Source organism: Bradyrhizobium huanghuaihaiense, from assembly GCF_007830635.1.
In the GTDB taxonomy this organism is placed as follows: domain Bacteria; phylum Pseudomonadota; class Alphaproteobacteria; order Rhizobiales; family Xanthobacteraceae; genus Bradyrhizobium; species Bradyrhizobium huanghuaihaiense.
The window spans coordinates 125,017-149,041 of the sequence record NZ_VLLA01000018.1 but is presented as its reverse complement, the minus strand read 5'-3'; the positions used below and the strand labels follow the sequence as shown (position 1 = coordinate 149,041).

27 protein-coding genes and 1 tRNA gene are annotated in these 24,025 nt (G+C 64.7%); 20 read left to right on the top strand and 8 right to left on the bottom strand.

Annotated elements, in window-relative coordinates; all coding sequences use genetic code 11:
• The first annotated feature begins 5 nt into the window (after nt 1–5).
• Nucleotides 6–959: an aliphatic sulfonate ABC transporter substrate-binding protein gene (locus IQ16_RS30200; RefSeq protein WP_018646379.1), complete on the top strand. Its 954-nt coding sequence runs from the start codon at nt 6–8 to the stop codon at nt 957–959.
• Between the two features lie 14 nt (nt 960–973).
• On the opposite strand, the gene IQ16_RS30195 is transcribed toward IQ16_RS30200, so the two are convergent.
• From IQ16_RS30195 to IQ16_RS30175, 4 genes are all read right to left on the bottom strand, one after another.
• The gene (locus IQ16_RS30195; RefSeq protein WP_018646380.1) at nt 974–1,477 is read right to left on the bottom strand and encodes a DUF6496 domain-containing protein; all 504 of its coding nucleotides are present in this window, start codon (nt 1,475–1,477) and stop codon (nt 974–976) included.
• Nucleotides 1,478–1,545: 68 nt separating this feature from the next.
• On the bottom strand, nt 1,546–2,328 hold the full coding sequence (locus IQ16_RS30190; RefSeq protein ID WP_018646381.1) for an alpha/beta fold hydrolase: 783 nt from the start codon (nt 2,326–2,328) through the stop codon (nt 1,546–1,548).
• Between the two features lie 4 nt (nt 2,329–2,332).
• Nucleotides 2,333–3,628 carry an O-acetylhomoserine aminocarboxypropyltransferase gene (locus IQ16_RS30185; RefSeq protein WP_018646382.1) on the bottom strand — a complete coding sequence of 432 codons (1,296 nt, stop codon included), beginning with the start codon at nt 3,626–3,628 and terminating at the stop codon, nt 2,333–2,335.
• Nucleotides 3,629–3,869: 241 nt separating this feature from the next.
• Nucleotides 3,870–4,661: an IclR family transcriptional regulator gene (locus tag IQ16_RS30175; RefSeq protein WP_018646383.1), complete on the bottom strand. Its 792-nt coding sequence runs from the start codon at nt 4,659–4,661 to the stop codon at nt 3,870–3,872.
• 132 nt (nt 4,662–4,793) lie between these two features.
• Between IQ16_RS30175 and IQ16_RS30170 the strand changes: the two genes are divergently transcribed.
• Genes IQ16_RS30170 through IQ16_RS30140 form a run of 7 tightly spaced genes read left to right on the top strand, consistent with a single transcriptional unit; the run spans nt 4,794 to nt 11,125 of the window.
• On the top strand, nt 4,794–5,759 hold the full coding sequence (locus IQ16_RS30170; protein ID WP_018646384.1) for a Bug family tripartite tricarboxylate transporter substrate binding protein: 966 nt from the start codon (nt 4,794–4,796) through the stop codon (nt 5,757–5,759).
• A 3-nt stretch (nt 5,760–5,762) separates the two neighbouring features.
• Nucleotides 5,763–6,380 carry a flavin reductase family protein gene (locus IQ16_RS30165; protein ID WP_018646385.1) on the top strand — a complete coding sequence of 206 codons (618 nt, stop codon included), beginning with the start codon at nt 5,763–5,765 and terminating at the stop codon, nt 6,378–6,380.
• 54 nt (nt 6,381–6,434) lie between these two features.
• Entirely contained in the window at nt 6,435–7,295 is an 861-nt protein-coding gene (locus IQ16_RS30160) for a fumarylacetoacetate hydrolase family protein (RefSeq protein ID WP_018646386.1), read from the top strand.
• A gap of 3 nt (nt 7,296–7,298) precedes the next feature.
• On the top strand, nt 7,299–8,102 hold the full coding sequence (hpaH, locus tag IQ16_RS30155; protein WP_018646387.1) for a 2-oxo-hept-4-ene-1,7-dioate hydratase: 804 nt from the start codon (nt 7,299–7,301) through the stop codon (nt 8,100–8,102).
• A gap of 25 nt (nt 8,103–8,127) precedes the next feature.
• Nucleotides 8,128–8,523: a RidA family protein gene (locus IQ16_RS30150; RefSeq protein ID WP_018646388.1), complete on the top strand. Its 396-nt coding sequence runs from the start codon at nt 8,128–8,130 to the stop codon at nt 8,521–8,523.
• Between the two features lie 12 nt (nt 8,524–8,535).
• Nucleotides 8,536–9,411, top strand: coding sequence for an amidohydrolase family protein (locus tag IQ16_RS30145; protein ID WP_018646389.1), 876 nt, complete (start codon nt 8,536–8,538; stop codon nt 9,409–9,411).
• A gap of 25 nt (nt 9,412–9,436) precedes the next feature.
• Nucleotides 9,437–11,125, top strand: a complete 1,689-nt coding sequence (locus IQ16_RS30140; RefSeq protein ID WP_018646390.1) for a tannase/feruloyl esterase family alpha/beta hydrolase — start codon at nt 9,437–9,439, stop codon at nt 11,123–11,125.
• Between the two features lie 5 nt (nt 11,126–11,130).
• On the opposite strand, the gene IQ16_RS30135 is transcribed toward IQ16_RS30140, so the two are convergent.
• Complete coding sequence (locus tag IQ16_RS30135; RefSeq protein ID WP_018646391.1) at nt 11,131–11,859, bottom strand: helix-turn-helix transcriptional regulator; 729 nt, start codon at nt 11,857–11,859, stop codon at nt 11,131–11,133.
• Between the two features lie 110 nt (nt 11,860–11,969).
• Complete coding sequence (locus tag IQ16_RS30130; protein ID WP_018646392.1) at nt 11,970–12,977, bottom strand: LLM class flavin-dependent oxidoreductase; 1,008 nt, start codon at nt 12,975–12,977, stop codon at nt 11,970–11,972.
• A 250-nt stretch (nt 12,978–13,227) separates the two neighbouring features.
• On the opposite strand from IQ16_RS30130, the gene IQ16_RS45865 reads away from it, so the two are divergent.
• From IQ16_RS45865 to IQ16_RS30105, 6 genes are all read left to right on the top strand, one after another.
• Complete coding sequence (locus IQ16_RS45865) at nt 13,228–13,401, top strand: hypothetical protein (protein WP_018646393.1); 174 nt, start codon at nt 13,228–13,230, stop codon at nt 13,399–13,401.
• Between the two features lie 223 nt (nt 13,402–13,624).
• Nucleotides 13,625–14,128 carry a peptidase associated/transthyretin-like domain-containing protein gene (locus IQ16_RS30125; protein ID WP_018646394.1) on the top strand — a complete coding sequence of 168 codons (504 nt, stop codon included), beginning with the start codon at nt 13,625–13,627 and terminating at the stop codon, nt 14,126–14,128.
• 12 nt (nt 14,129–14,140) lie between these two features.
• Complete coding sequence (locus IQ16_RS30120; protein ID WP_018646395.1) at nt 14,141–14,779, top strand: ferric reductase-like transmembrane domain-containing protein; 639 nt, start codon at nt 14,141–14,143, stop codon at nt 14,777–14,779.
• Entirely contained in the window at nt 14,766–14,969 is a 204-nt protein-coding gene (locus tag IQ16_RS30115; protein WP_035667532.1) for a hypothetical protein, read from the top strand. Before IQ16_RS30120 ends, IQ16_RS30115 begins: the two co-directional genes overlap by 14 nt.
• A 214-nt stretch (nt 14,970–15,183) precedes the next feature.
• Nucleotides 15,184–15,660 (top strand): Crp/Fnr family transcriptional regulator, encoded by a 477-nt coding sequence (locus tag IQ16_RS30110; protein WP_018646397.1) that lies wholly within the window; start codon nt 15,184–15,186, stop codon nt 15,658–15,660.
• A gap of 560 nt (nt 15,661–16,220) precedes the next feature.
• Nucleotides 16,221–16,553 carry a DUF952 domain-containing protein gene (locus tag IQ16_RS30105; protein ID WP_018646398.1) on the top strand — a complete coding sequence of 111 codons (333 nt, stop codon included), beginning with the start codon at nt 16,221–16,223 and terminating at the stop codon, nt 16,551–16,553.
• Nucleotides 16,554–17,668: 1,115 nt separating this feature from the next.
• Here the strand turns inward: IQ16_RS30105 and IQ16_RS30095 are convergent.
• A tRNA-Thr gene (locus IQ16_RS30095) sits at nt 17,669–17,743 on the bottom strand.
• A 313-nt stretch (nt 17,744–18,056) separates the two neighbouring features.
• Between IQ16_RS30095 and IQ16_RS30090 the strand changes: the two genes are divergently transcribed.
• From IQ16_RS30090 to IQ16_RS30070, 5 genes are all read left to right on the top strand, one after another.
• Nucleotides 18,057–18,257 carry a hypothetical protein gene (locus IQ16_RS30090; protein ID WP_026312522.1) on the top strand — a complete coding sequence of 67 codons (201 nt, stop codon included), beginning with the start codon at nt 18,057–18,059 and terminating at the stop codon, nt 18,255–18,257.
• Between the two features lie 40 nt (nt 18,258–18,297).
• Nucleotides 18,298–20,004 (top strand): FAD-dependent oxidoreductase, encoded by a 1,707-nt coding sequence (locus IQ16_RS30085; protein WP_026312523.1) that lies wholly within the window; start codon nt 18,298–18,300, stop codon nt 20,002–20,004.
• 125 nt (nt 20,005–20,129) lie between these two features.
• The gene (locus tag IQ16_RS30080) at nt 20,130–20,438 is read left to right on the top strand and encodes an EthD family reductase (protein ID WP_026312524.1); all 309 of its coding nucleotides are present in this window, start codon (nt 20,130–20,132) and stop codon (nt 20,436–20,438) included.
• A gap of 280 nt (nt 20,439–20,718) precedes the next feature.
• The gene (locus IQ16_RS30075) at nt 20,719–21,225 is read left to right on the top strand and encodes a hypothetical protein (RefSeq protein WP_018646409.1); all 507 of its coding nucleotides are present in this window, start codon (nt 20,719–20,721) and stop codon (nt 21,223–21,225) included.
• Nucleotides 21,226–21,340: 115 nt separating this feature from the next.
• Nucleotides 21,341–22,165 carry an alpha/beta fold hydrolase gene (locus IQ16_RS30070; protein WP_018646410.1) on the top strand — a complete coding sequence of 275 codons (825 nt, stop codon included), beginning with the start codon at nt 21,341–21,343 and terminating at the stop codon, nt 22,163–22,165.
• 195 nt (nt 22,166–22,360) lie between these two features.
• Here the strand turns inward: IQ16_RS30070 and IQ16_RS30065 are convergent, their stop codons facing one another.
• The gene (locus IQ16_RS30065) at nt 22,361–23,002 is read right to left on the bottom strand and encodes a TetR/AcrR family transcriptional regulator (protein WP_018646411.1); all 642 of its coding nucleotides are present in this window, start codon (nt 23,000–23,002) and stop codon (nt 22,361–22,363) included.
• An 83-nt stretch (nt 23,003–23,085) separates the two neighbouring features.
• On the opposite strand from IQ16_RS30065, the gene IQ16_RS30060 reads away from it, so the two are divergent.
• Nucleotides 23,086–24,024, top strand: a complete 939-nt coding sequence (locus IQ16_RS30060) for an SDR family oxidoreductase (protein ID WP_018646412.1) — start codon at nt 23,086–23,088, stop codon at nt 24,022–24,024.
• Nucleotide 24,025: the final 1 nt, after the last annotated feature.

Genomic DNA, 24,025 nt, shown 5'->3' with positions numbered 1-24,025 from the left:
GAGTCATGATCACCCGACGACACATCCTTGCAACGACGCTCCTGCTCGCGACCAGTCTGGCTGCACCCGCGCGCGCCGAGGACAAGCCGGCGGAAATCCGCATCGGCACGCAGAAGGGCGGTTTCTTCCCGGCGGTGCGCCAGCGCCAGACACTGGAAAACGCGTTCAAGCCGCTGGGCATCGAGATCAAGTGGGTCGATTTCCAGTTCGGTCCGCCGCTGCTGGAAGCCATCAATGTCGGCAGCGTCGATTTCGGCTATGTCGGCGACTCCCCACCGATCTTCGCGCAGGCCGGCGGCGCCAAGATCCGCTACGTTGCCGCGGTGAAGTCGGACGGCAACACCCAGGCGATCATCGTGCCGAAGGACTCGGCTATCAAGACACTGGCCGATCTCAAGGGCAAGCGCGTCGCCTTCGGCAAGGGATCGAGCGCGCATAATCTCCTGGTCGCGGCGCTCGAAAAAGCCGGCCTCTCCTGGTCCGACATCACGCCGGCGCCGCTCGCGCCGGCCGATGCGACCGCCGCCTTCGTCAAGGGTTCGGTCGATGCCTGGTCGATCTGGGATCCGTATCTCGCGCTCGCCGAATTGAAGGAGAACGCGCGCGTCATCGCCTTCGACAAGGACGTGCACAAGCCGAATGCGTTCTACATCGCCAACACGGATTTCGTCGAAAAATATCCGGCGCTGGTCGCGAAGCTCAACACGACCTTCGCGTCCGAAGGCGTCTGGGCCAACCAGCACCACGAGGACGTCGCCAAAGCGCAGGCAGGCGCGACCGGCGTTGACATCGAAGCCGTCAGGCGTTTCGTGGATCGCTCCAACTTCCGCGTCGTGCCGTTGGATGCCGAAATTGTCGCCAGCCAGCAGGCGGTCGCCGACCGTTTCGCAAAGCTCGGCCTGATCCCGAAGCCGGTCAACATCTCCGACATCGTCTGGAAGTGGACGCCGGGCTCCTGAACCGGCGTGACTGATCAGCTCCGGCGGCGCGCCCTGGTGCGTGCCGCCTTCTTTGCGGCGGCGGAGCGGACCTTCGATCCCTTGGTGTGGCTCGCTTTCCGCGCGGCGGCTGAGCGTGACGCTGCGGTTCGCCGGCTTGCAGCCCGCTTGGCCTGCTTCGACAGCGCGCCGCGCGATGCGGTTGACCGCGGCTCCTTCTTCAGGACGTTCTCGACGGCGCGCGACACTTTCGGCCGACGCTTCGGCGTGCGCTTGCCCTGGCCGACCTCATAGGCGTATTTGGCGCTGCGGCGCGTCGACTTCTTGGTGCGTCCCTTGCGCGGTGGCGGCAGATCGACACCGGCGCGGCGCGCCTCGGAAAGGCCGATGGCGATGGCCTGCTTGGTCGAGCGCGCGCCGTGCTTGCCTTTCCTGATCCTGTCGATCTCGTCCTTGACGAATTCGCCGGCCTGCGTGCTGGCCGACTTGCCGGCGCGCTTGTCCTGCCTGGCTTTACGAATGACTTCCTGTCTTGGCATGGTCGAGTTCCCCTTCTTGATTCAGAGGGATGTCTGACCGCAACGCGCAAGGCGGGAGATCGATCCGCTTAGTTCCTCAGCGCCGCCAGCAGCTCATCCGGGCGTTCGGCCATGATCATGTGGCCGGCGCCGGGCACCACGACGGTCTTCGCATGCGGGATCGCGGCTGCAAGCGCCTTGCCGGCCTTGGCCGGCGTCATCATGTCCCGCTCGCCGAGAATGAGCGTCGTCGGCACCTTCACGCTTGCCGCGGCGGCAAGCGCATTCGCGTAGGCATTGCAGGCCGACAAATCCCTGAACAGCACGCCCGGCTCGCAAGCCTTCAGCACGGCCTGCGCGCCGCCATGCATCCACAGACCCGGCGCGAGGCTGCCGCCGAGTTCCGCGTTGAAGCCGAGGCCCCAGATCGCGACCATGTCGTTGGCATCCTGCGAATTGGCCTCGGCGGCTTTCAACAGATCCGGGCCGACCGTCATGGTCGCGGCGGTGCCGATCAGGCTCAGCGCAGAGACCTTGTCGGGGTGCCGCGCGGCGGTCTCCAGCGAGATCAGCGACCCCATGGAGTGGCCGATCAGATGCGCCTTCGCAGCTCCCGCCGCATCAAGCAGCGCCGCCGTCCAGTCGGCCATCTCCGCGATGCTGCCGAGCGAAGGGCCCGCCGAGCGGCCGTGGCCGGGCAGGTCGGGCGCCAGCACGCTAAAACCGTGATGGGCGAACCAGCGCGTATGCAGTGCCCAGGTCGAATGATCGAAGCCGGCACCATGGATGAAGACGACCGCGGGCAGTGACTTGTCGAAGTCGCGGCCGCCGGTTGCAGCAAACACATCGGTGCCGTTGACGGAAAGCTTCATGGTGTCAGGCCTTTTGCGAGATGCGCAGCGCTTGGTTGAGGTCGTCGATGATGTCGGAGGCCGTCTCGATGCCGACCGAGAGCCGGACCAGCTCCTCGCCGATGCCGGCGGCCTTGAGCTGCTCGGCATCCATCTGCTGATGCGTGGTCGAGGCGGGGTGGATCACCAGCGTCTTGGCATCGCCGACATTGGCGAGATGGCTGATCATGCGCAGCGATTCGATGAACTTGCGGCCCGCGGGCCGGCCACCCTTGATGCCGAAGGAGACGATCGAGCCGGCGCCGCGCGGCAGCAGCGTCTTGGCGAGCTGGTAGTCGGTGTGGTCCTCGAGCGAGGGATGCAGCACCCAGGCGACGGCCTTGTTGGCCTTCAGCGATTCCAGCACCAGATGCGTGTTCTGCATGTGACGGTCCATGCGCACGCCCAGCGTCTCGACGCCCTGCAAGAGCTGGAACGCGTTGGTCGGCGACAGGCAGGCGCCGAAATCGCGCAGGCCCTCGGTGCGCGCGCGCATGATGAAGGCCGCGGTGCCGAACTGCTCGTCGAAGACGATGCCGTGATAGCCGCCATAGGGCTCGGTCAGCACGCCGAATTTGCCGGAGCCACGCCAGTCGAACCGGCCGCCGTCGATGAGGGCGCCGCCGATCGCGATGCCGTGGCCGCCGATCCATTTGGTCGCCGAATGCATGACGATGTCCGCGCCGAGCTCGATCGGGCGGCTGAGATAGGGCGTGGCAAAGGTATTGTCGATCAGCAGCGGAATCTTTGCCTCATGCGCGATCGCCGCGACCTTGGGGATGTCGAGCACCTCGAGGCCGGGGTTGCCGATGGTCTCGCCGATCACGAGCTTCGTGTTCGGCTTGATCGCGGCGCGAAACGCGTCGAGGTCGCGCGGCTTGACGAACGTCGTCGTGATGCCGAAGCGCGGCAGCGTGTGCGCCAAAAGGTTGATGGTGCCGCCATAGAGCGAGCTCGACGCCACGATGTGGTCGCCGGCGCTCAGCAGCGTGGCGATGGCCAGATGCATCGCCGCCTGGCCGCTCGCCGTGCAGATCGCGCCGACGCCGCCTTCCAGCGCCGCGAGCCGCTCCTCCAGCACGCCGGTGGTCGGATTGGAGATGCGCGTATAGATGTGGCCGGCGCGCTCCAGGTTGAACAGCGCGGCGGCGTGGTCGGAATCCTGGAACACGTAGGACGTGGTCTGGTAAATCGGCACCGCGCGGGCACCGGTCGTGGGATCCGGATGCTGGCCCGCATGCAGGCTCAGGGTCTCGAAGGCAGGCGGCTTTGGCGCGGGCATGCGTGGCCTCGTTGGTCGGTCGGTAAGGGTGGCCGTTGTGCCATAAAACGGAACACGAAGTCAGCCATTGACAGTGCCGCATCGCCGGTGCGCTCCCTCGCCCCGTTCTTACGGGGAGAGGGTTGGGGTGAGGGGCTCTCGCCGCTATCACGGTGGCAGTTGGACTCGCGGAGACTCCCCCTCACCCGGAATTCAAGCCTCGCTCGAATTCCGGCCTCCCCGCTCGCGGGGAGAGGCGAAGCTAGCCGCCGATTGCTTGCTCGATCGCGCGCGCCTCCCGCAGCAAAATCTCCGCCACCTCCTGCTCGCGCCGAGGCCCGAGCCTCGTGCGAACGGCGGAGACAGTCATCGCCGCGGCGGGCTGCCCGTCCGGGGTCTTGATCCACGTCGAGATCGATTTCGTCCCCTGCACGAGGCCAATCTCCCTCATGCCGTATCCCAGCCGTCGCGCGGCGGTGACTTCGCCGAGCACCGTCGCGACATCGGTCCGGTAGGCCTCGAACCGCTTCTCATTGGCCGCGACGATCTTTCGCGCCTCCTGCCCCGGCATCGCGGCCAGGATGGCGACGCCTGCGCTGGAGACGCCGAGCGGCCGGCGCGCGCCGACCTCGATCGACAGCACCTGGATCGGATAGACGCCGATCCTGCGGTCGACGCACAGCGTGTCGTTGCCGGTGCGCACAGTCAGGAACAGCGTGTCGCCGATCGCGGCGGATGCACGTTGCAGCGAGGGATTGGCAGCGATCAGCAGCCGCGATGGCCGGGGACGCGCCAGCGCGAGCTCCGGCACCTGGTTGCCGATGGCATAGCGGCCGGTGCGCGCGTGCCGTTCCACGATGCCTTCCTCGATCAGCACATGGACGATGCGATGCACGGTCGGACGGGTGAGGCCGGTGGTCCGCACCACCTCGGCCAATGGCACACCGTCCTCACGCCCTGCGGCAAGAATACGCAGCACCGCGAGCGCGCGCCGGATCGCCTGCGCGCCCTGCCGCGGTTCCATGGCGTTGCGGGTCAATCTGGTTCTGTCCATAATATGGACAAGAACGCCACAATTCACTCGACAGGTAAAGTGCGCATCTGGAGATTGCGCCGCGATCGGGATGCCGTGCGCGACGTCATCGGCACTCGATACTGGAATTGGAAGCGCTGCTGGGAGGTTAACATGAGATTAATCTGGATTGCCATCGCTGCTGCAGCCGCGATGCTGGCAAGTCCCGCGTCGGGCGAGCAATGGCCGACGCGCAACGTCAAGCTGATCGTGCCTTATCCGGCCGGCGGCAATGTCGACAGCGCGGCGCGCATCATCGCCGACAAGCTCCAGGAAAAGCTCGGCCAGCCCTTCATCATCGAGAACAAGGCCGGCGCCGGCGGCATGATCGCGGGCGAGGCCTTCGCGAAGTCGGCGCCCGACGGCTACACGCTGTTCGTCGGCGCCAACGGCCCGGTGCTGTTCGCGACCGAGATCAACAAGCGCGAAGCCTATAACTGGAAGAAGGATTTCCTTCCCATCTCGACCATCTCGATGACGCCGCTGGTGCTCGAGGTGCATCCGTCGGTGCAGGCCAGCAACTTCAAGGAATTCATCGACCTCGCCAAGCGTGAGCCCGGCAAGCTGACCATGGCCTCGCCCGGCCCCGGCACCACCAACCATCTGCTCAGCGAGCTGATGCAGTCGAACCTCGAGCTGCAATGGGTGACCGCGCACTATCGCGGCAATGCGCCGGCGGTCAACGATCTGCTCGGCGGCCAGGTGCAGTTCGCATTCGACCAGCTCACGGTCAGCCTCCAGCACATCAAGGCCGGCCTGTTCCGCGCGCTGGCCGTCACCAGCCCGCATCGCCTGAAGTCGTTGCCTGACGTGCCGACCTTCGTCGAGCTCGGCTACAAGGACTTCGATGGCCAGACCTTCACCGGCCTGTTCGCGCCGGCAGGCACGCCGGCGCCTGTCGTGGACAAGCTGCACGAGACGCTGATCGCGATCCTGAAAGACCCCGGCGTCGTCGACAAGTTCGAAAAACTCGGCGGTGAAGCAACGGCGATGACGCCCGCGGAGTTCAGGGCTTATCTCGAGCGCGAGGACGCCAAGTGGATCCCGGTCGTGCGCAAGGCCAACATCAGGGCTGAATGATCGATGCGGATCGACCCCACCGAGCTCGGCGCCGAGCGCATCTACCGCCTGATGACCGGCATCGTGGTGCCGCGTCCGATCGCCTGGGTCACGAGCCTGTCGAGCAAGGGTGTGCTCAACCTCGCCCCGTTCAGCGCCTTCACCTTCGTCTCGCAGAAGCCGCCGATGCTCGCCATCAGCGTCGGCCGCAAGGGCGCCGACTACAAGGACACCGCGCACAACATCCTCGACACCGAGGAATATGTGATCCACATCGCCGATACACCCCTGATGAACGCGGTGCACGACAGCTCGGTCGAGCATCCGCCTGAGATCAGCGAGGTCGAGCATCTCGGGCTGGAGACGCTGCCCTGCGAGCGCATCAAGGTGCCGCGGCTTAGCGCTGCACCCGTCGCGATGGAGTGCCGCTTCCGCCAGTGCCTCGAATTCGGCGATGCCAAGAGCCGGCTCATCGTCGGCGAGGTCGTGATGTTCCATTTGCGCGACGGTCTCGTGAACGACGGCAAGGTCGAGACGAGAGCGCTCGACCCGATCGCGCGTGTCGGCGGGCCGCGCTATGCCCGCCTCGGCGAGATCGTGACGCTGAACACCGTCTTCCAGACTCCCAAATCGAAAGACTGAGTGCGCGGGCCCGTCGCGGGCCAGGCCGACTCAAGATCATCGGAGGAAATCACAATGCGACTCCTGAGCTATCTCCTGGACGGCGAGCCGCGCTATGGCGCGGCTGTCGAAGGCGGTGTGGTCGATCTGACCAAGCGCATCGGCCGCGACTATTCCGACGTGAAGGCGCTGATCGCGGCCAACGCGCTCGCCGAGGCGCAGGAGGCTATCGCCGGACAGAAGCCGGATCATGCGCTGGACAAGCTCGTCCTGCTGCCGCCGGTGCTGGCGCCGGAAAAGCTCTGGTGCATCGGCGTCAACTACGCCGAGCGCAATGCGGAATATAAAGACAATTCGGACCTGCCCAAATATCCCAGCCTGTTCGTGCGCAGCATGTCCTCGATGACCGGCTCCGGCCAGCCGCTGGAGAAGCCGAAGGTTTCGGAGCAGCTCGATTATGAAGGCGAGCTCGTCATCGTGATCGGGCAGGGCGGCCGCCACATCCCGCGCGAGAAGGCGTGGGCGCACATCTTCGGCATGACGCTGTGCAACGAGGGCACGATCCGCGACTGGCTGCGCCACGGCAAGTTCAACGTCACGCAAGGCAAGAACTTCGATCGCTCCGGCAGCATCGGGCCGTGGATCGTCACGTCGGACGAGCTCGATCCGCGCGGACCGCATGACATCATGACGCGCGTCAACGGCGAGGTGCGGCAGCAGGACACCACCGAGCGGCTGATGTTCCCGTTCGATTTCATCATCTCCTATCTCTCGACCTTCGCGACGCTGAAGCCCGGCGACATGATCGTCACGGGCACGCCGACGGGCGCCGGCGCGCGCTTCGATCCGCCGCGCTGGTTGAAAGTCGGCGACGTCGTCGAGGTCGAGTCGAGCCGCATCGGCGTGCTGCGCAACACCGTCGCGGCGGAGCAATAAGTTATGCTGGACGCCGCCACGATCGAACGCCTTGCCGCGCGCCTCGATGAAGCCGAGCGCACCAAGACGCTGATCCCGATGTTCTCGAAAGAGTATCCGGACTTCAGCATCGAGGATGCCTACGCGGTCCAGCGCACCTGGACAAAGCTTCAGCTCGGCCGCGGTCGCGTCATCAGGGGTCACAAGATCGGCCTGACCTCGAAGGCGATGCAGAACGCAGTCGGCATCAACGAACCCGATTACGGCGTGCTGTTCGCCGACATGTTCTATGCCGATGCCACGCCGATCCCGTTCGATCGCTTCCACGCGCCGCGGATCGAGGTCGAGCTCGCCTTCGTGCTGAAGGCGCCGCTGCGCGGGCCGGATTGCACCATCTTCGACGTGCTCAACGCCACCGACTACGTCACGCCCGCGCTGGAGATCCTGGAAACGCGCATGCATCGCGTCGATCCCGAGACCGGCAAGACGCGCAAGGTGATGGATACGATCTCGGACAATGCGGCCAACGCTGCGCTGGTGCTCGGCGGCCGGCCGATCCGCCCGATGGATGCGGATTTGCGCTGGATCGGCGCGCTCCTGTTCCGCAACGGCGAGGTCGAGGAGACCGGCCTTGCCGCCGGCGTGCTCAACCATCCCGCCAACGGCATTGCCTGGCTCGCCAACCGCCTCGCGCCGCATGACGAATATCTCGCCGCCGGCGAGGTGGTGCTGGCGGGATCGTTCACGCGTCCGGTCGACATCCGCCGCGGCGACACATTCCACGCCGACTACGGCGCCTTCGGCTCGGTGTCGTGCCAGTTCGTCTGAAGCAACAACAAGCAGGGAGCGCACCATGACGGGTCACACGCGGCGCAAGAGCATCCATATCGGCGGCTTCAAGCACGTCAATCCGATTCCGAACGCCTGCCGCATCGGCAATCTCGTGATGTCGGGCGTCATCCTCGGCCGCGACCCCGCGACCAATGCGATGCCCGAGAGCCTCGACGCCCAATGCGCCAACATGTTCGCGCATATGAAGGCAACGGTGGAAGCCGCCGGCGGCACCACCGACGACATCATCAAGATGACGGTGTGGCTGAAGGACCGCTCGCAGCGCGGCCCGGTCAATGTCGAGTGGCTGAAGATGTTTCCGGACGAGCATTCGCGCCCGGCGCGCCACGCGCTGCCGATGGACAACATGGATGGCGGCGCGCTGGTGCAGTGCGACTTCACCGCCGTGATCGACTGAGGAGTTTTGCGCATGCCGACCTATCTGCCGTTCGATCCCAATCCGCGCCGCCCGGTGAAGGCGCCGCCGCCAAAGACCATCGACAGCCAGTTCCACGTGCTGGGGCCGATCGACAAATATCCGGAGCGCCCCGGCGCCGCCTATCGGATGCCGACCGCGACCTGGGAAGCGGCGCTGCGCGTGCACAAGACGCTCGGCATCGAGCGCGGCATCATCGTGCAGACCACGACCTACGGCGCCGACCATGCCGTGGTGCTCGACGGCCTCGCCGCGATGGGCCCGAACTATCGCGGCTGCGCCAATGCGCTGGTGTTCGCCGAGGCGAGCGACTCCTATCTTTCCAAGCTGCATGATGCCGGCGTGCGCGGCGCGCGTTTCAGCTTCCGTCAGGAGCTTGGCGCCGTGCTCTCGGATGCCGACTTCGCCCGCGCCATCGCGCGCATCCGCGAGCTCGGCTGGTACGTCAAGATCCAGCCGGAGAAGGACGGCATCATGTCGAGCGTCGCCAAGTACGAGAACCTCGACGTCCCCGTGCTGATCGACCACATGGCGCGCCCCGACCCCGAGGCCGGCAGGAACGATCCGAATCTGCGCAAGATGCTGGAGCTGCTGGCCAAGGGCAATTTCTGGGTCATGCTGTCGCTCGGCGAGAAGACCTCGAAGGCCGGCGCACCCTATGACGACGTGATCCCGATCGCGCGCGCCTATATCGAGGCCGCCCCCGATCGCTGCGTCTGGGCCAGCGACTGGCCGCACCCGGTCTCCGTCAAGCAGCCGCCGAACGATGCCGATCTGCTCGAGCTGATGTACCGCTACGCGCCCGACCAGGCCGAGCTGGAAAAGATCCTGGTGCACAATCCTGCCAAGCTGTTCGGCTTTCCGGACTAGTCGGGGCGTTCACGATCGGAGGCGCATGTTGAGGGTCTCGGCACGACGAAGGCTGCACCGCCAGTTTTGGCCGTGTGCGGCGCTTGCCCTCATCGGAGCCATTGTCTCCGCCGGGACCGCGGCCGCCGGCAGCGACACCATCTCGCCCGTGATCGCATGTGATCGGCTCCAGTCGGAGGCTGGTCCGGCGATGCGTGTCAGCGAGGCTCAGCCGCGTCCGGCTGCCGGTGGACTGCCCGCGCATTGCGAAGTGATCGCCTATCTGGACGAGCGCACCGGCGTCGACGGCCAGAAATTCGCCATCGGCCTGCATCTCAGATTGCCGGAGGCGTGGAACGGCCGCTTCGTGTTCCAGGGGCAGGGAGGCACTGACGGCGTTCTCGGCAACGGAGATGCGCTGCCCGGCGGCGGACAGCCGAGTGCGCTCAACCAGGGATACGCGACGGTCACGACCGATGCCGGGCACAGTAATGCGCCGGGCCCGCTCGGCGGCGCCAGCTTCGGCCTCGACCCGCAGGCGCGGATCGATTTCGGCTATCGCGCCGACGATGTCGTGACGCGGCGGGCCAGGCAATTCATCCAGGCCTATTACGGCCGCTTGCCGACATACTCTTATTTTCTGGGCTGCTCCAACGGAGGGCGGCACGGAATGGCGCTCACGCAGCGCTTCCCGGAGCACTTCGATGGGGTCGCCGCCGGTGCCCCGGCTTTTCGAATGCCGGAGAAGGGACTTGCAGGAGCCGCCTCGACGCAAGGCTTCGCGGCGATTGCGCCGAAAGCTCCGGATGGCCGCCCCATTCTGGCGGAGGCGCTGTCGAGGGCGGATATGGAATTGCTCTCCAAGGCGGTCGTTCAGTCCTGCGATGAAGCCGACGGACTTGCCGACGGCATCATCGACAATGTGCCCGCCTGTCGCTTTTCGCCGCGCACGCTGCAATGTCCCGCCGAGAAGACCGCGAGCTGTCTCTCCGGCGCCCAGGTCGCAGCGCTCGAAAACTATTTCGAGGGGCCGACCACGGCACAAGGCCGCCGGATCTACGCGCCCTATCCATACGACTCCGGAATTGCCACGGAGGGATGGCGGCGCTGGATTCTGGGCACCGCGCCCGACAGCCGCGTCAACGCCTTCAACGTGTCCTTTGGCGCGACCCTGGCATATCTCTACATGACCCCGCCCCATTCGCCGCTGGCGAGTGAAGCGGAGGCCGTTTACGACTTCTACCGCACTGTGGATGTCACGGCGGCCCATGCCGGGATTTTCGGCACGAGTGCTGCGATGCCGGAATCCTCCGTGCAGACGATCTCCGCAAATTCAGTCGATCTCTCCGCGTTCCGTCAGCGACGCGGCAAGCTGCTGCTCTATCACGGCGTCAGCGATCCCACGTTCTCGGCGCTGGATACGCTGGACTGGTACAAGCGGCTCACCAATGCTGCGGGCGGAGAGAAGGAGACGGCCGAATTCGCCCGCCTCTTCCTCGTGCCCGGCATGAACCATTGCTCGGGAGGCCCTGCCACCGACGGCTTCGACGTGCTGACCCCGCTGGTGGCCTGGGTCGAGCAGGGCCGCGCGCCGGAGCGCATCGAGGCGCGCGCCGGCGCGACGACGCCCTGGCCGGGACGCAGCCGGCCGTTGTGCCCCTATCCCCGCCAGGCTCGCTATCTCGGCAGCGGCAGCATCGAGACGGCCGAGAGCTTCGTCTGCACCGCCCCGTAGCGCGATCAGGGCGAGATGATCCGGTCGCGCATGGCGATCATCACGGCCTGCGTGCGGGTGGTCGCGCCGAGCTTCTTGCAGCAGCTCTTGACGTGCGCCTTCACGGTGCGCGCCGAGATCGTCAAGGCGTCGGCAATCTCCTCGGTGGATCGCCCGATCGCGGCCAGCGTCAGCACCTCGCACTCACGCATTGACAGCGCGAGTGTTCGTGCCTCGGGCCGGCCGCGCAGTGCCAGCGCGCGGTCGAAGGCATAAAGTGCCATGAGATGCAGAGCCGGCAAATCACGCTCCGGCAGATCGATTTCGCGGCCGCCGAAGAACACCTGACCGATGCGGTTGGCGGGTGAAGCGATAGGGACCATCACGCCGTCGCGCAGCCCGAAGTCGCGGGCGCGGCGGACCAGTTCGACCGCGCGCGGCTCCCGGGTCGGATCGAACGGCGCTTCCCTGAACCATCGGAACGGGCGCAGCGTCGTCTTGCAGTAGCGCAGCGCCGGATCGTCCCAGACGAACTGCTCGGTGGAATACATGTCCAGAAAGCCGGGCGGCAGCCGATGGGCGAGAACGGCCTCGCGCGGGACTTCGGTCGAGAGCGGGGCGACATAGGCGCAGCAGAACTGGTCGGGGCCGTACTGGCCGAGCATGCGTCCCATTGCGTCCAGGACACTCGCGGTGTCGGACAGCCTTTCGACGGTCTCGATGAACTCGAATGCGCGGCTGCGGATCACATCCATCGTCGATCCTCCGATCGGGCCTTGAGGGATCGGCGCGACACTACCCTTCTATGTCCCGAGTTTAGGACAGCATTGCGGGGCCTGCAATCTCACGCATGTTCCAGCCTGGTTCAGCGATTGGGCGACGCCGCCAGGCGGTCGCGCACCTCGGCTGCGATCTCGAACGAGCGCAGCCGCGCGGCGTGGTCGTAGATCTGCCCCGTCGTCATCAATTCGTCCGCGCCGGTCTCAAGGATCAGTGCCTTCAGCTTCTCTTCGACGACGCTGGGCGAGCCGACCGCGGAGCAGGACAGCGACTGGCCGACGCCGGCCTTCTCGGCCGGCGACCACAGCGCGTCCATGTCGTCCACCGGTGGCGGCAGCGGACCGGGCGTGCCGCGGCGCAAGTTGATGAACTGCTGCTGCAGCGAGGAGAACATCCGCTGCGCTTCCGCATCGGTGTTCGCGGCGAACACGTTGACGCCGACCATCGCATAGGGCTTGTCGAGCTGCACTGAGGGCTCGAAGCGCGCGCGATATTCGCGCAGCGCCGGCATCATCATCTGCGGCGCGAAATGCGAGGCGAACGCGAAGGGCAGGCCGAGCATGGCCGCAAGCTGCGCGCCAAAGGTGCTCGAGCCCAGGATCCACAGCGGCACCTTGGTCCCCATGCCGGGCACGGCGCGGATCGCCTGGTTCGGCTGCACATCGCCGAGCAGCGCCTGCAATTCCAGCACGTCATGCGGAAAGTTCTCGGACGTGGTGGCGAGGTCGCGTCGCAGCGCTCGCGCGGTGAACTGGTCCGTGCCCGGCGCCCGCCCGAGCCCGAGATCGATCCGTCCGGGATAGAGCGACTCCAGCGTGCCGAACTGCTCGGCGATGACCAACGGCGAATGGTTCGGCAGCATGATCCCGCCGGATCCGACGCGGATGGTCTTCGTCCCGCCCGCGACGTGCCCGATCACCACCGACGTCGCCGCACTCGCGATGCCCGTCATGTTGTGATGCTCGGCCAGCCAGAAGCGCTTGAAGCCCCATTTCTCCGCGTGTTGGGCGAGATCAAGCGAGTTGCGAAACGCCTGCGACGCATCGCCGCCCTGACGGATGGGAGCGAGGTCGAGCACGGAGAAGGGGATCATGCGAGGATACCGGTGAAGGGCGCAACGCGCCGGGCCTCCATATGTAATACCGTCCGGCCCGAATGTTAGCGTTGCGGTGTCGGTTCAACACGGGCGCAATTGTGCCATTCGAAATTGTCGCGGGTGACCGGCGAACCGCCCAGACAACGTTTTTGACCCAGCGGGCTTTCAGCGTGGGCTTGACTTACGTCAACATTCGAAACCAGGCTTTCCAACATTGGTTGCTTCGATGTCCTTCTGGAGAGGTATCATGGCCGATCCGACCAAGCTCTCGGTTGAGAAAGCGCTCGAAAAGATACGTCAGCGCGACGAGCCGAAATCAGAGAATTCACGCCTCGATGAGAAAACCGACGCTCTCAATGAAGAGATCAAACGCATGAGAGCACAAAGGCTCCGCCTTGAACGACAGGGCAAGCGCAGCTGAATAGCGCGTAGGATGGGTAGAGCATTTGCGAAACCCATCATGTTTCATCGAGCAAAGCTGTTTCGCTTCGCTCTACCCGTCCTACGAAGCTGTCTGAGCGGCCCGCACGCCCGTTCACAACACTGTTATTGCGACCTGTTGCGTCCTTTGTCCCAACTGGGCGTTTTGCACCTGTTGTTGTACCCTTGGCGGAGCCATTGCACGGCCGCCAGGAGGAACTGACATGACCGTTGTCGTACTCAATCGCCGCAACCTCCTCGCCGCCGGCGGCTCCGTTCTTGCAACCGGAATTCTGGCCGCAGGCGTGCCCGGGCTCCTGCTGCCCGCCCGCGCGGACGGCCTCGTGCCGACCGAGTCGATGTCGGGCGGGGCGAACAACTACCGCAAGGGCGCGGCGATCGTGGACCGGATCGGCAAGGGCGGCTTCTGGATGAGCGGCACCGTGCGGCGCGCCGGCGACGGCGCGCCGCTGGCCGGACAGCGCATCCAGATCTGGGCGCATACGGTCGAAGGTCAGGAGCACGAGCCGCAGAGTCACGGCGCCACGCTCACCGACAAGGACGGCAAGTTCCGGCTCGAGATGCCGCAGATCATTCCGATCTTCGGCCAGCCGCATGGTCACCTCGCCTACGACAGCGGTGAGTTCAAGACCGTCTTCCTGCGCCCGGTGATGCGGAGCGCGAAGGAGACCAGCCTCGAGGCGCACTTCGTCCTGCAGCCGGCCTGACCGGGCCAGCGAATGACGCGGTGGAAATTGGCCCGGGTGATCCTGATCTGGGCCGCTCTTGCCTTGGCCGTCGGCGTGCCGATCGCGCTTGCTGCGGCAAGCGAGCAGCTCGCATGGCGCGGTCCAATTTACATCCTCGCCGGATTTGCCGGCATCGTTGCCCTCGGCCTCGTGCTGGTTCAGCCGCTACTGATCGGCGGCTACCTGCCGGGATTGTCGGCCTATCGCGGACGGCGCGTCCATCACTGGATCGGCGGCGCGCTGGCCCTTGCGATCGTGATCCATGTCGCCGGCCTCTGGATCACCAGCCCACCCGATATGATCGATGCCCTGTCCTACACATCGCCGACGCCGTTCTCCCCCTTTGGCGTGACCGCCATGTGGGCGATCTTCATCGTTGCGCTGCTGGCGCTGCTGCGTCGGCGCCTGGGATTGCGGCCGCGAACCTGGCGCTTCGTCCATATGCCGCTCGCGATCGTCATCGTCGCAGGCAGCGTCGTTCATTGCCTGCTGATCGAGGGCACGATGGAGACGATCTCGAAGGCGGCGCTGTGCGCGCTCGTCCTCGCGGCGACCGTGAAAGTCATGATTGACCTCCAGGTGTGGCGAAAGCGAAGGGCGCTGCGCGGAGAGAGCATTGCGCGGCAGTGACCGCGCCGACCGGGTCACATCCGAGACTTTCCCGCTTTCCTCCTTTGTGCGCAGAATGGCGCGCGAAGGGTCGTCATCGGGCCGGGAGGATCTCGACATGCCAGAGCAGACAATTCACTTCGACGACGGTGCCGCCTACGAGCAGATGATGGGAATCTGGAGCCGGTCCGCCGGCGAGATATTCCTTTGATTTGCGCGCGCACACGCGATCACGGGGCGCCGGCCCGGATAGTTCGTAGCCCGGATGGAGCGAAGCGCAATCCGGGACGATTGCGTTCGCGGCCGATGATCCAGGATTACGCTCACGCTCCATCCGGGCTCCGCGACTTTCAAGCAATGCCGGGCGCTGTCAGCGCCAATCTGCTCTGCTTGCCGCAAGTAGCGACGGGGCGTATCCTCGCGCGATGACTGTCACGGCCCCCGATCTGAAAGCGTTCCTGCTGGCGACGCCGTTCTTCGGCGGTCTTCCGGATCCGAGCCTCGACCTCCTGATCTCGATGCTGGTCGAGTGCCGCTTCGATGCCGGAGCAACCGTCGTGGCCGAGGGCGAGCCGGGACGCTCGATGTTCATCGTCAAGTCCGGACGGCTGGCGGTGAGCAAACGCACGAATTCAGGGAGCGTCGTCCCGATTTCCCGTCTGGCGCCGGGTGATTTCTTCGGTGAGATGACGCTGATCGAAATGCAAAATCGCTCGGCCACGGTGGTCACGGAGAGCCCGACCGTGCTGTACGAGCTGACGGCCCGAAAGCTCTACGCCTGCTACAAGGCCGATATCCACGCCTATGTGATCGTCCTGCAGAACATCAATCGCGAGCTGTGCCGACGGCTGCGCCGCTCCGACGATCGCTTCGCCGCACATCAGGTGGGCGACGGCAATTGACCGTGCGTAGGATGGGTAGAGCACTTGCGAAACCCATCATGTTTCGAGCGAGACGCTGATGGGATTCGCTTTGCTCGGCCCGTCCTGCGAGCTGGGAGTCACGACTTGTCGTGCGCGTACTTCTCCAGGAGCAGCCGATTATATTCATCTCTCACGGCTCTCTTCGAGACATGCCCTTTTCGGTCCTTGGCAATCCTCAGAAGGTCAGGATCAGTCGGGGCCCGTGACTTCCGCCTGAATCTCGCAAAGAGTGGGGTCGTAGGCGCCGACGTCCTTCCAAACAGCCCGTCAAACCATCCCATTGTGTCCTCCCGGACAGACCGCGAGACATGAGATTATCACTATGGAGGGCAAACGGACAGTGCGACTGTATCTTCTCGAAAAGCTCGCCAACGTATGGTCCGCAATGGGGCAGGCCTTGAGCGACGCAGCTCGAATGTCGGTAAGGGGGGGCACGGTTCGGGCGTGTCGATGCGCTGCAACTTCTTGCTTCGCTGGTGCGCTAAATTTATTCTAGGTTGTGGTGCGGGGGTGCGTCGAATTGCGGGAATGCAACGCTCATGATCTTTCACATCTGCTCACCCACACTATGGGACGTAGCGAAGGGTAGCGAATACCGCTCTCCGTCGTTCGACACCGAGGGCTTCATCCATTGTTCAACGTCCGATCAAGTCGTTGAAGTCGCCAATTATCTGTTTCGTGGGCAACGCGGTCTCGTTTTGCTGGTCATCGATCCCGATCGCGTGACGTCGCCCATTCGGTACGAGGATGCAGGGAACGGTAAGCTTTACCCGCACATCTATGGGCCTCTCAATCCAAGCGCCGTTGTCACAGTCGAGCCTTTTGAACCAGGCGCGAACGGAACGTTCGAGCTATCGTGGCGCTCCATGTGACGCGTGCGCGGCAATGCCCGCGACGGTTCAGCCCGTAGGATGGGTAGAGCACTTGCGAAACCCATCATGTTTCGTCACCGAGCGACGCTGATGGGTTTCGCTTCGCTCTACCCATCCTACGAGCTACGACCTGCAAGTCCGCTGAAGCGGGCGTGATCGCTCGTAATCCAGCCGCGTATGCTCAGGACTTGGCCAGAGATCCGGACGTTCAGGGGAAGCCTGGCTCGGCTACAGCAGCGCCATCGAGTGCAGCGAGTTTCTGTGAAAGCCGAAAGCAACCAAGCCGGTCAGAAGCAGCACAGTCCCAGTCACGATCAGGCAAAACGCAAACACTATCGGAGCCCCTGGTTCGTCATGAATGAGAAGACGATAATAGATAAAATTTTACCGACAATCGAAAGGAAGAATTAACCTTACCTGCGCGGTCCAGCGGGGCGGAGCCTCGGCAATCAGGTCTTTGGGAGGTGTCGTCGGGCCTGTGTTCTCCATGCAGGTCAATTTGCCCGTCGGGCAAAACACCCGCCTCCCGCGCGAAACCCGTCAATACCCCGCAGCAAAAATATTTCGTTTTACCGAAATTCGGATTTACGGCAATATCGCGCCATCCCGGTCCCCGGAGAGGGGCGATCGTACGTCGTAACGAACGTGGATCGGGGTGCGGTGGACGCGGCTGCGTCAGGCACGGGAAGCGGGCCAGGGCGAGATGAACCTCGTGAGGTCTTGCTCCGTGCGGACGGACGGCGCAGTTGCGTACGGCAAAACCATGTGGTCCTGACCGTCGTTGCTACGGTCAAGCCTTGCGGAGATGTTTTGAGGCTCAACCGGGCCTGGAGACATCGCCAATTCGCGAGGTGACGGAGGCCAGAAGGAACTCGGCTCCGGGGAGAGCAGGCATAAGCCGTCAAACCATCGCGCAGGGAAGGCCGTGTGTTGGGCTTCACCTGTATGCCGCTGTGCAAGTTTTCTGCGTATGCCTTCGCACAGTGGACCGTGGGTGCCAGCCGGCACCCGGCCTTCCCTGCGCCCTCTTCACAGAGGAGGGCGAAAGAGAAGAGCAAAACTCGGGCGTCAGATGCCGCGAGAACGCTGATTCATGTCTGATTGAACGAAGAGAATGGTGCTGCCAGACAGGATTGAACTGTCGACCTCTCCATTACCAATGGAGTGCTCTACCACTGAGCTACGGCAGCATGTGCTGGGATCAGAATCGGCCGCTACAGGGGCCTACCAAGCGGGCCGATATCTGCCACAAGCCCCCCTCCTGTGCAAGCTTGCTAGCCCCATCAAAACGAGAAAATCGGGCCGATATCGGGGCCAAAATGCCCGTTTTCGCTTGAAACGGCTGACTTTCCGCCGATTAGGGGGCGATATCCCGCCCAACTGGCCAGTTGGCCCGGGGGCGGATTCGATCCATTTCGAGTTTCGCACGATCGGATCGCGCTCGCCTCTTGAGCTGCCATGTTCGTTGGGCATGTTATGGCCGATCGCTGCGATGGACTTTTGATGACTGACCGGAACGACAAGAGCACGAGCCAGAATTCGCAACAGGGCCGGGGATCCCGGGACGACCGGCTGAAATCGGCGCTGCGCGAAAACCTGAAGCGGCGGAAGCTGCAGGCGCGCGAACGCGCCGCAATCACCGAGCCCTCGCAGAACGACGATGGTTCCCTAAATGAGGGGACCGCCGGCAAGTCCGGCGATTGAAGGCCGGCAGCTGAATTTTTGGAATGAGCGGGGAATGACGATGGCGCAGGACGAAGTGCAACGAACCGACCGGGAGGCGCAGATGGCGCAGTTCACGCGTCCCGAGCAGACCTTTCCGACGCTGACACAAGTCGAGATCGAGCGCCTGCGCCATTTCGGCGAGCTCAGGCACTTTGAGGACGGCGAGTTCCTGTTCGAGACCGGCAAGCCCGGGCCCGGCATGTTCGTGGTGCTGGCGGGCCACGTCGCCATCGCCCAGCGCGACGGTCTCGGTCACGTCACCCCGGTGATCGATCAGGGGCCGGGGCAGTTTCTGGCCGAGCTCGGCCAGCTCTCGGGCCGGCCGGCGCTTGTCGACGGCCGCGCCGAGGGCGATGTCGAGGTGCTGCTCGTCCCGCCGGACCGGCTGCGCGCGCTGCTGGTGGCCGAGGCCGAGCTTGGCGAGCGCATCATGCGCGCGCTGATCCTGCGCCGGGTCAATCTGATCCAGGGCGGCATCGGCGGCCCCGTGCTGATCGGGCCGTCGAACTCCGCCGGCGTGGTGCGCCTGCAGGGCTTTCTCACCCGCAACGGCCAGCCGCATCATCTGCTCGATCCCGACAGCGAGCACGACGCCGCCGAGCTGATCGCGCGCTATTCGCCGAAGCCGGAGGATTGGCCGCTCGTCGTCACGGCCGGCGGCACGGTGCTGCGCAATCCCAGCGAGACCGAGCTCGGCCGCGCCATCGGCATGATCGGCGGGGCCAAGGACAACCGCATCTACGACGTCGCGATCGTCGGCTGCGGACCGGCAGGGCTGGCAACCGCGGTCTATGCGGCCTCCGAAGGCCTCTCGGTCGCCGTGGTCGACACCCGCGCCTTCGGCGGCCAGGCCGGCGCCAGCGCGCGCATCGAGAATTATCTGGGTTTCCCGACCGGCATCTCCGGCCAGGCGCTGGCGGGCCGCGCCTTCACCCAGGCGCAGAAGTTCGGCGCCGACATCATGATTCCGATGTCGGTGAGCTCGTTGGATTGCTCGCGCACCAACGGCACCTTCGCGCTGGCGTTGGATTGCGGCGACACCTTGCGCTCGCGCGCGGTGGTGGTTGCGAGCGGCGCGCGCTATCGCCGGCCCGATATCGCGAATCTCGACAAGTTCGAGGGCCGCGGCGTCTGGTACTGGGCCTCCCCGGTCGAGGCGAAACTCTGCGCCGGCGAGGAGGTGGCGCTGGTCGGCGCCGGCAATTCGGCGGGCCAGGCCGCGGTGTTCCTGTCGGGCCACGCAAAGAAGGTGCTGATGATCATCCGCGGCGGCGGCCTGGGCGCCAGCATGTCGCGCTATCTCATCGAGCGCATCGAAGCGACGCCGAACATCGAATTGATGTTCAACACCGAGATCACCGCGCTCGAAGGCGACGAGACCTCGCTGCTGCGGCGCATCCGCTGGAAGAGCCGCCTGTCGGCCGATGAGGATGAAGCCGACATCCGCAATCTCTTCCTGTTCGTCGGTGCCGATCCCGCCACGTCCTGGCTCGACGGCTGCGGCGTGACGCTCGATCGCGGCGGCTTCGTCGTGACGGGCGCGCAGTCCGAGCTGAACCAGGGCAAGCTGGTGGCGCCGCTCGAAACTTCGGTGCCCGGCGTCTACGCCGTCGGCGATGTCCGCTCCGGCTCGGTCAAGCGCGTCGGCGGTGCTATCGGCGAAGGCGCCCAGGTCGTGGCCTCCCTGCACGGCTATCTCGGCGACGCCGCAAAACCGGCGCTTTAGTCAAGGAGAAGGCAAGGGAATGGCAAGCCGAATCCGGCTTGCCATCTTGCTGCGTCCCACAGACTATCGTCTCGTCGCGAGGCCAATCGCGCGTGGAAAAACAAGGATTCCCAAGGGAGGACTCAATGGCTGAAATCGTCGTGCTGTACAAAACACCCAAGGACGCTGCCGCCTTCGACAAGTACTATGCCGAGACGCACATCCCGCTCGCCACGAAGCTTCCCGGCCTGAAGAAATACGCCGTCAGCAAGGGGCCGGTCGCATCTCCCGCAGGTCCCTCCGGAATCCATCTCGTCGCCATCCTCACCTTCGACAGCGTGGCCGACATCCAGGCGGCATTCGCCAGTCCCGAAGGCAAGGCGACCGGCGCCGACGTGCCGAAATTCGCCAGCGGCGGCGCCGATTTGCTGATCTTCGACACCAAGGACGTGTGAGGGATCGATTCAACTTTCGTCGAAAGCCTGAATGTCCGTAGCCCGGATGGAGCGAAGCGTAATCCGGGACCTATCGGACTTATGGAGAGCCCCGGATTTCGCTGCGCTCCATCCGGACTACAAGCTGCCGTCGTTCGCGACAGCGCTGCAAAAAATTCAGCCATGCGTTTGTCGATTCGCACGATGACGCATGGCTGTGCGCAAGCCTGTGACATTGCGTGTGTAGCCATCCAATGAGGACCGTAATACCATCTAGCTGTTTCCCCATGGAGAGAGTGAGATGTTTGGATTGAGCCTGTCTGCCATTACACTGATCCATGTCGTCATCAGCCTGATCGCGATCGTCGCCGGCTTCGTCGTGATGTTCGGCCTGCTCGGCTCGAAGTCGATGCCCGGCCTCACCGCGATCTTCCTGCTGTTCACCATTCTCACCAGCGCCACCGGCTTCCTGTTTCCGTTCAAGGAGCTGCTGCCCTCGCACATCATCGGCATCATCTCGCTGGTGCTGCTCGCGATCGCCTGCCTCGCGCTCTACGGCATGAAGCTCTCCGGCGTCTGGCGTCCGGTCTACATCGTGACCGCGATGATCTCGCTCTATTTCAACGTCTTCGTGCTGGTGATCCAGTCGTTCCTGAAAGTGCCGGCGCTCGCCGCGCTCGCGCCTGCCGTGCCGCCGGCGCCGCCCTCCGGTCCGGTGTTCGCCGTGGTGCAGGGCATCGTGCTGGTGTTTTTCGTCGTGCTCACGATCGGCGCCTGGCGCCGCTACAAGCCGATGACGTTTGCTTGAACGCACGTTTCAGGTCGGTGCGCGGCATCGACCTCGTGATATCGCACAACCATCTCCGGTTCGCCGGCTCGCGCTTTTGCGAGTCCCGGATTGATTCTCACTGAAGGAGCCATTCATGCCCACCATCACCACCAAGGACGGTGTCGAAATCTTCTACAAGGACTGGGGCTCGGGGCAGCCGATCGTTTTCAGCCATGGCTGGCCGCTGTCGGCCGACGACTGGGACGCGCAGATGATGTACTTCGTCACGCGCGGCTATCGCGTCATCGCCCATGACCGCCGTGGCCACGGCCGCTCGGCGCAGGTCGCCGACGGTCACGACATGGATCACTACGCCGACGACCTCGCCGCGCTGACCGCGCATCTCGATCTCAAGAACGCCATCCATGTCGGCCACTCCACCGGCGGCGGTGAGGTCGTGCACTACATCGCCCGTCACGGCGAGAGCCGCGTCGCGAAGGCTGCGATCCTCTCGGCGGTGCCGCCGCTGATGGTGCAGACCGCGGCCAATCCCGGCGGCCTGCCGAAGAGCGTGTTCGACGATTTCCAGGCCCAGCTCGCCGCCGGCCGCTCCGCATTTTACCGTGATATCGCGGCGGGCCCGTTCTACGGCTACAACCGCCCCGGCGCAATACCACTGGAAGCGGTGATCGAGAACTGGTGGCGCCAGGGCATGATGGGCGGCGCCAAAGCGCATTACGACGGCATCGTCGCGTTCTCGCAGACCGACTTCACCGAGGATCTGAAGAAGATCAACGTCCCCGTGCTGGTGATGCACGGCGACGACGACCAGATCGTGCCCTATGCCGACTCCGCGCCGCTCTCGGCCAAGCTGCTCAAGAAGGGCATCCTGAAAACCTACAAGGGTTTTCCGCACGGCATGCCGACCACCCACGCCGAAACGATCAACGCCGACCTGCTGGCGTTTTTCAAGGAGTGAAGCGGCGAGACAGGTGAGGGGCTCTCTCCGCGAGCCCGGAATCGTAGGGTGGGCAAAGGCGCACTTGCGCCGTGCCCACCATCGATCCAGCCCTGCAACGGAGGCGGTGGGCACGCTTCGCTTTGCCCACCCTACGATACTCGCGATTGAATTCGCGGATCGCCCCCTCTCACAAGGGGGAAAGGAAGAGAACACTCACTTCAATATCGCCCTGATCGCGTCGAACGTTCGCTTCACGAACGCCTCCGGCTTTTCGCGTACACCCTCGCCGATCCAGCTCTCGCCGCCGACGCGCATCGCGCCGGTCGAGATCATCGCGACGAGCCGCGCCTTCAGCTGGTCCGATTTGTTTCTCGCACGCCGTGCAAGCCCTTCCGCCAGCGCGCGCTCGAGCTTCTCGTATTTGAGCTGGTCGCGCGCCTGTAGCGCAGGATTGTCGCGCTTGAGCCGCGACATTGCGGCGGCTTCCGCGGGATCGATCCGCTTGACCGCCGCTGCGATCGCGTTCTCCGCCGCTGTCAGCATCGATTCCTCCGCAGGCCGTGCCAGGATCTCGATGACCAGCGCGGCCGCGGCGTCTTCCTGCCAGGCGGAAACGACGTCCTCCTTCGACGCGAAGTAGTGGAAGAAGCTGCGGCGCGAGACGTCGGCAGCCGCCGCGATGTCGTCGATGGTGGTGGCCTCGAAGCCGCGCTCCAGGAACAGCGCCATCGCTGCGCGGGTCAGCCGCTCACGAGTCTCCTGCTGCTTCCGCTGGCGCAGGCCGGCGGAGGGCGGCGATTTTGCGGCCGCTGACAATGGCTTGGCGCCTTTCCTGACCGCTTTCGAAGCCTTCAAATCATTTCACCTCTTGCAAATTTGCACTCAGTGCACATTTAGACCCGTCGCGGGCTTTTTGTAAGGCCGAACGGAGACACCGCATGACCGACTGGACCACGGCAGACATTCCCTCCCTCAGCGGCAAGACCGCGGTCGTGACCGGCGCCACCGGCGGGCTCGGTTATGAGACCGCGATGGCGCTGGCGGGCGCCGGTGCCATTGTCATACTCACCGGGCGCAGCGACGCAAAGGGCCTGCGGGCGATCGAGGGCATTTGCGAGCGGTTTCCCAACGCCTTGATCGCCTATGAGCATCTCGACCTCGCCAGCCTTGCCTCCGTCGCCGATTTCGCCAGGCGCTTTGCCGCTGGCAACGAGCAGCTCGATCTCCTCGTCAACAATGCCGGCGTGATGGCGCTGCCGAAGCGGCAGCAGACGGCGGATGGTTTCGAGATGCAGCTCGGCACCAACTATCTCGGCCATTACGCGCTGACGGCGCATCTGCTGCCGCAGCTTCGCCGCGCTAAGGCGCCGCGTGTCGTCAATCTCTCCAGCCTTGCGCACCGCTCCGGCGCGATCAATTTTGACGATCTGCAAGGCAAGCATTCCTATCGTCCCTGGCGGGCCTATTGCCAGTCCAAGCTTGCGATGCTGATGTTTGCGCTGGAGTTGCAGCGCCGCAGCCTCGCCGCCGGCTGGGGTGTGACGAGCCTTGCCGCCCATCCCGGCTATGCGCGGACCGATCTCATTTCGAACGGGCCGGGCGCCAACACATTCCAGTGGCGGGTCGGCCGGTTGCTGCAGCCGCTGATGAGCCAGTCCGCGGCCGAAGGCGCGTTGCCGACGCTGTTCGCGGCGGCCTCGCCCGGTGCTGAACCGGGCGGCTATTACGGTCCGAACGGATTCTACGAACTGAAGGGGGCGCCCGCGCCCGCGAGGATCATGCCGCAGGCGAAGGACTTTGCCGCGGCTGCGATGCTGTGGGATGTCTCGGCAACGCTGACCGGTGTATCCTTCGACGATATCGCGGTCGCCGCATGAG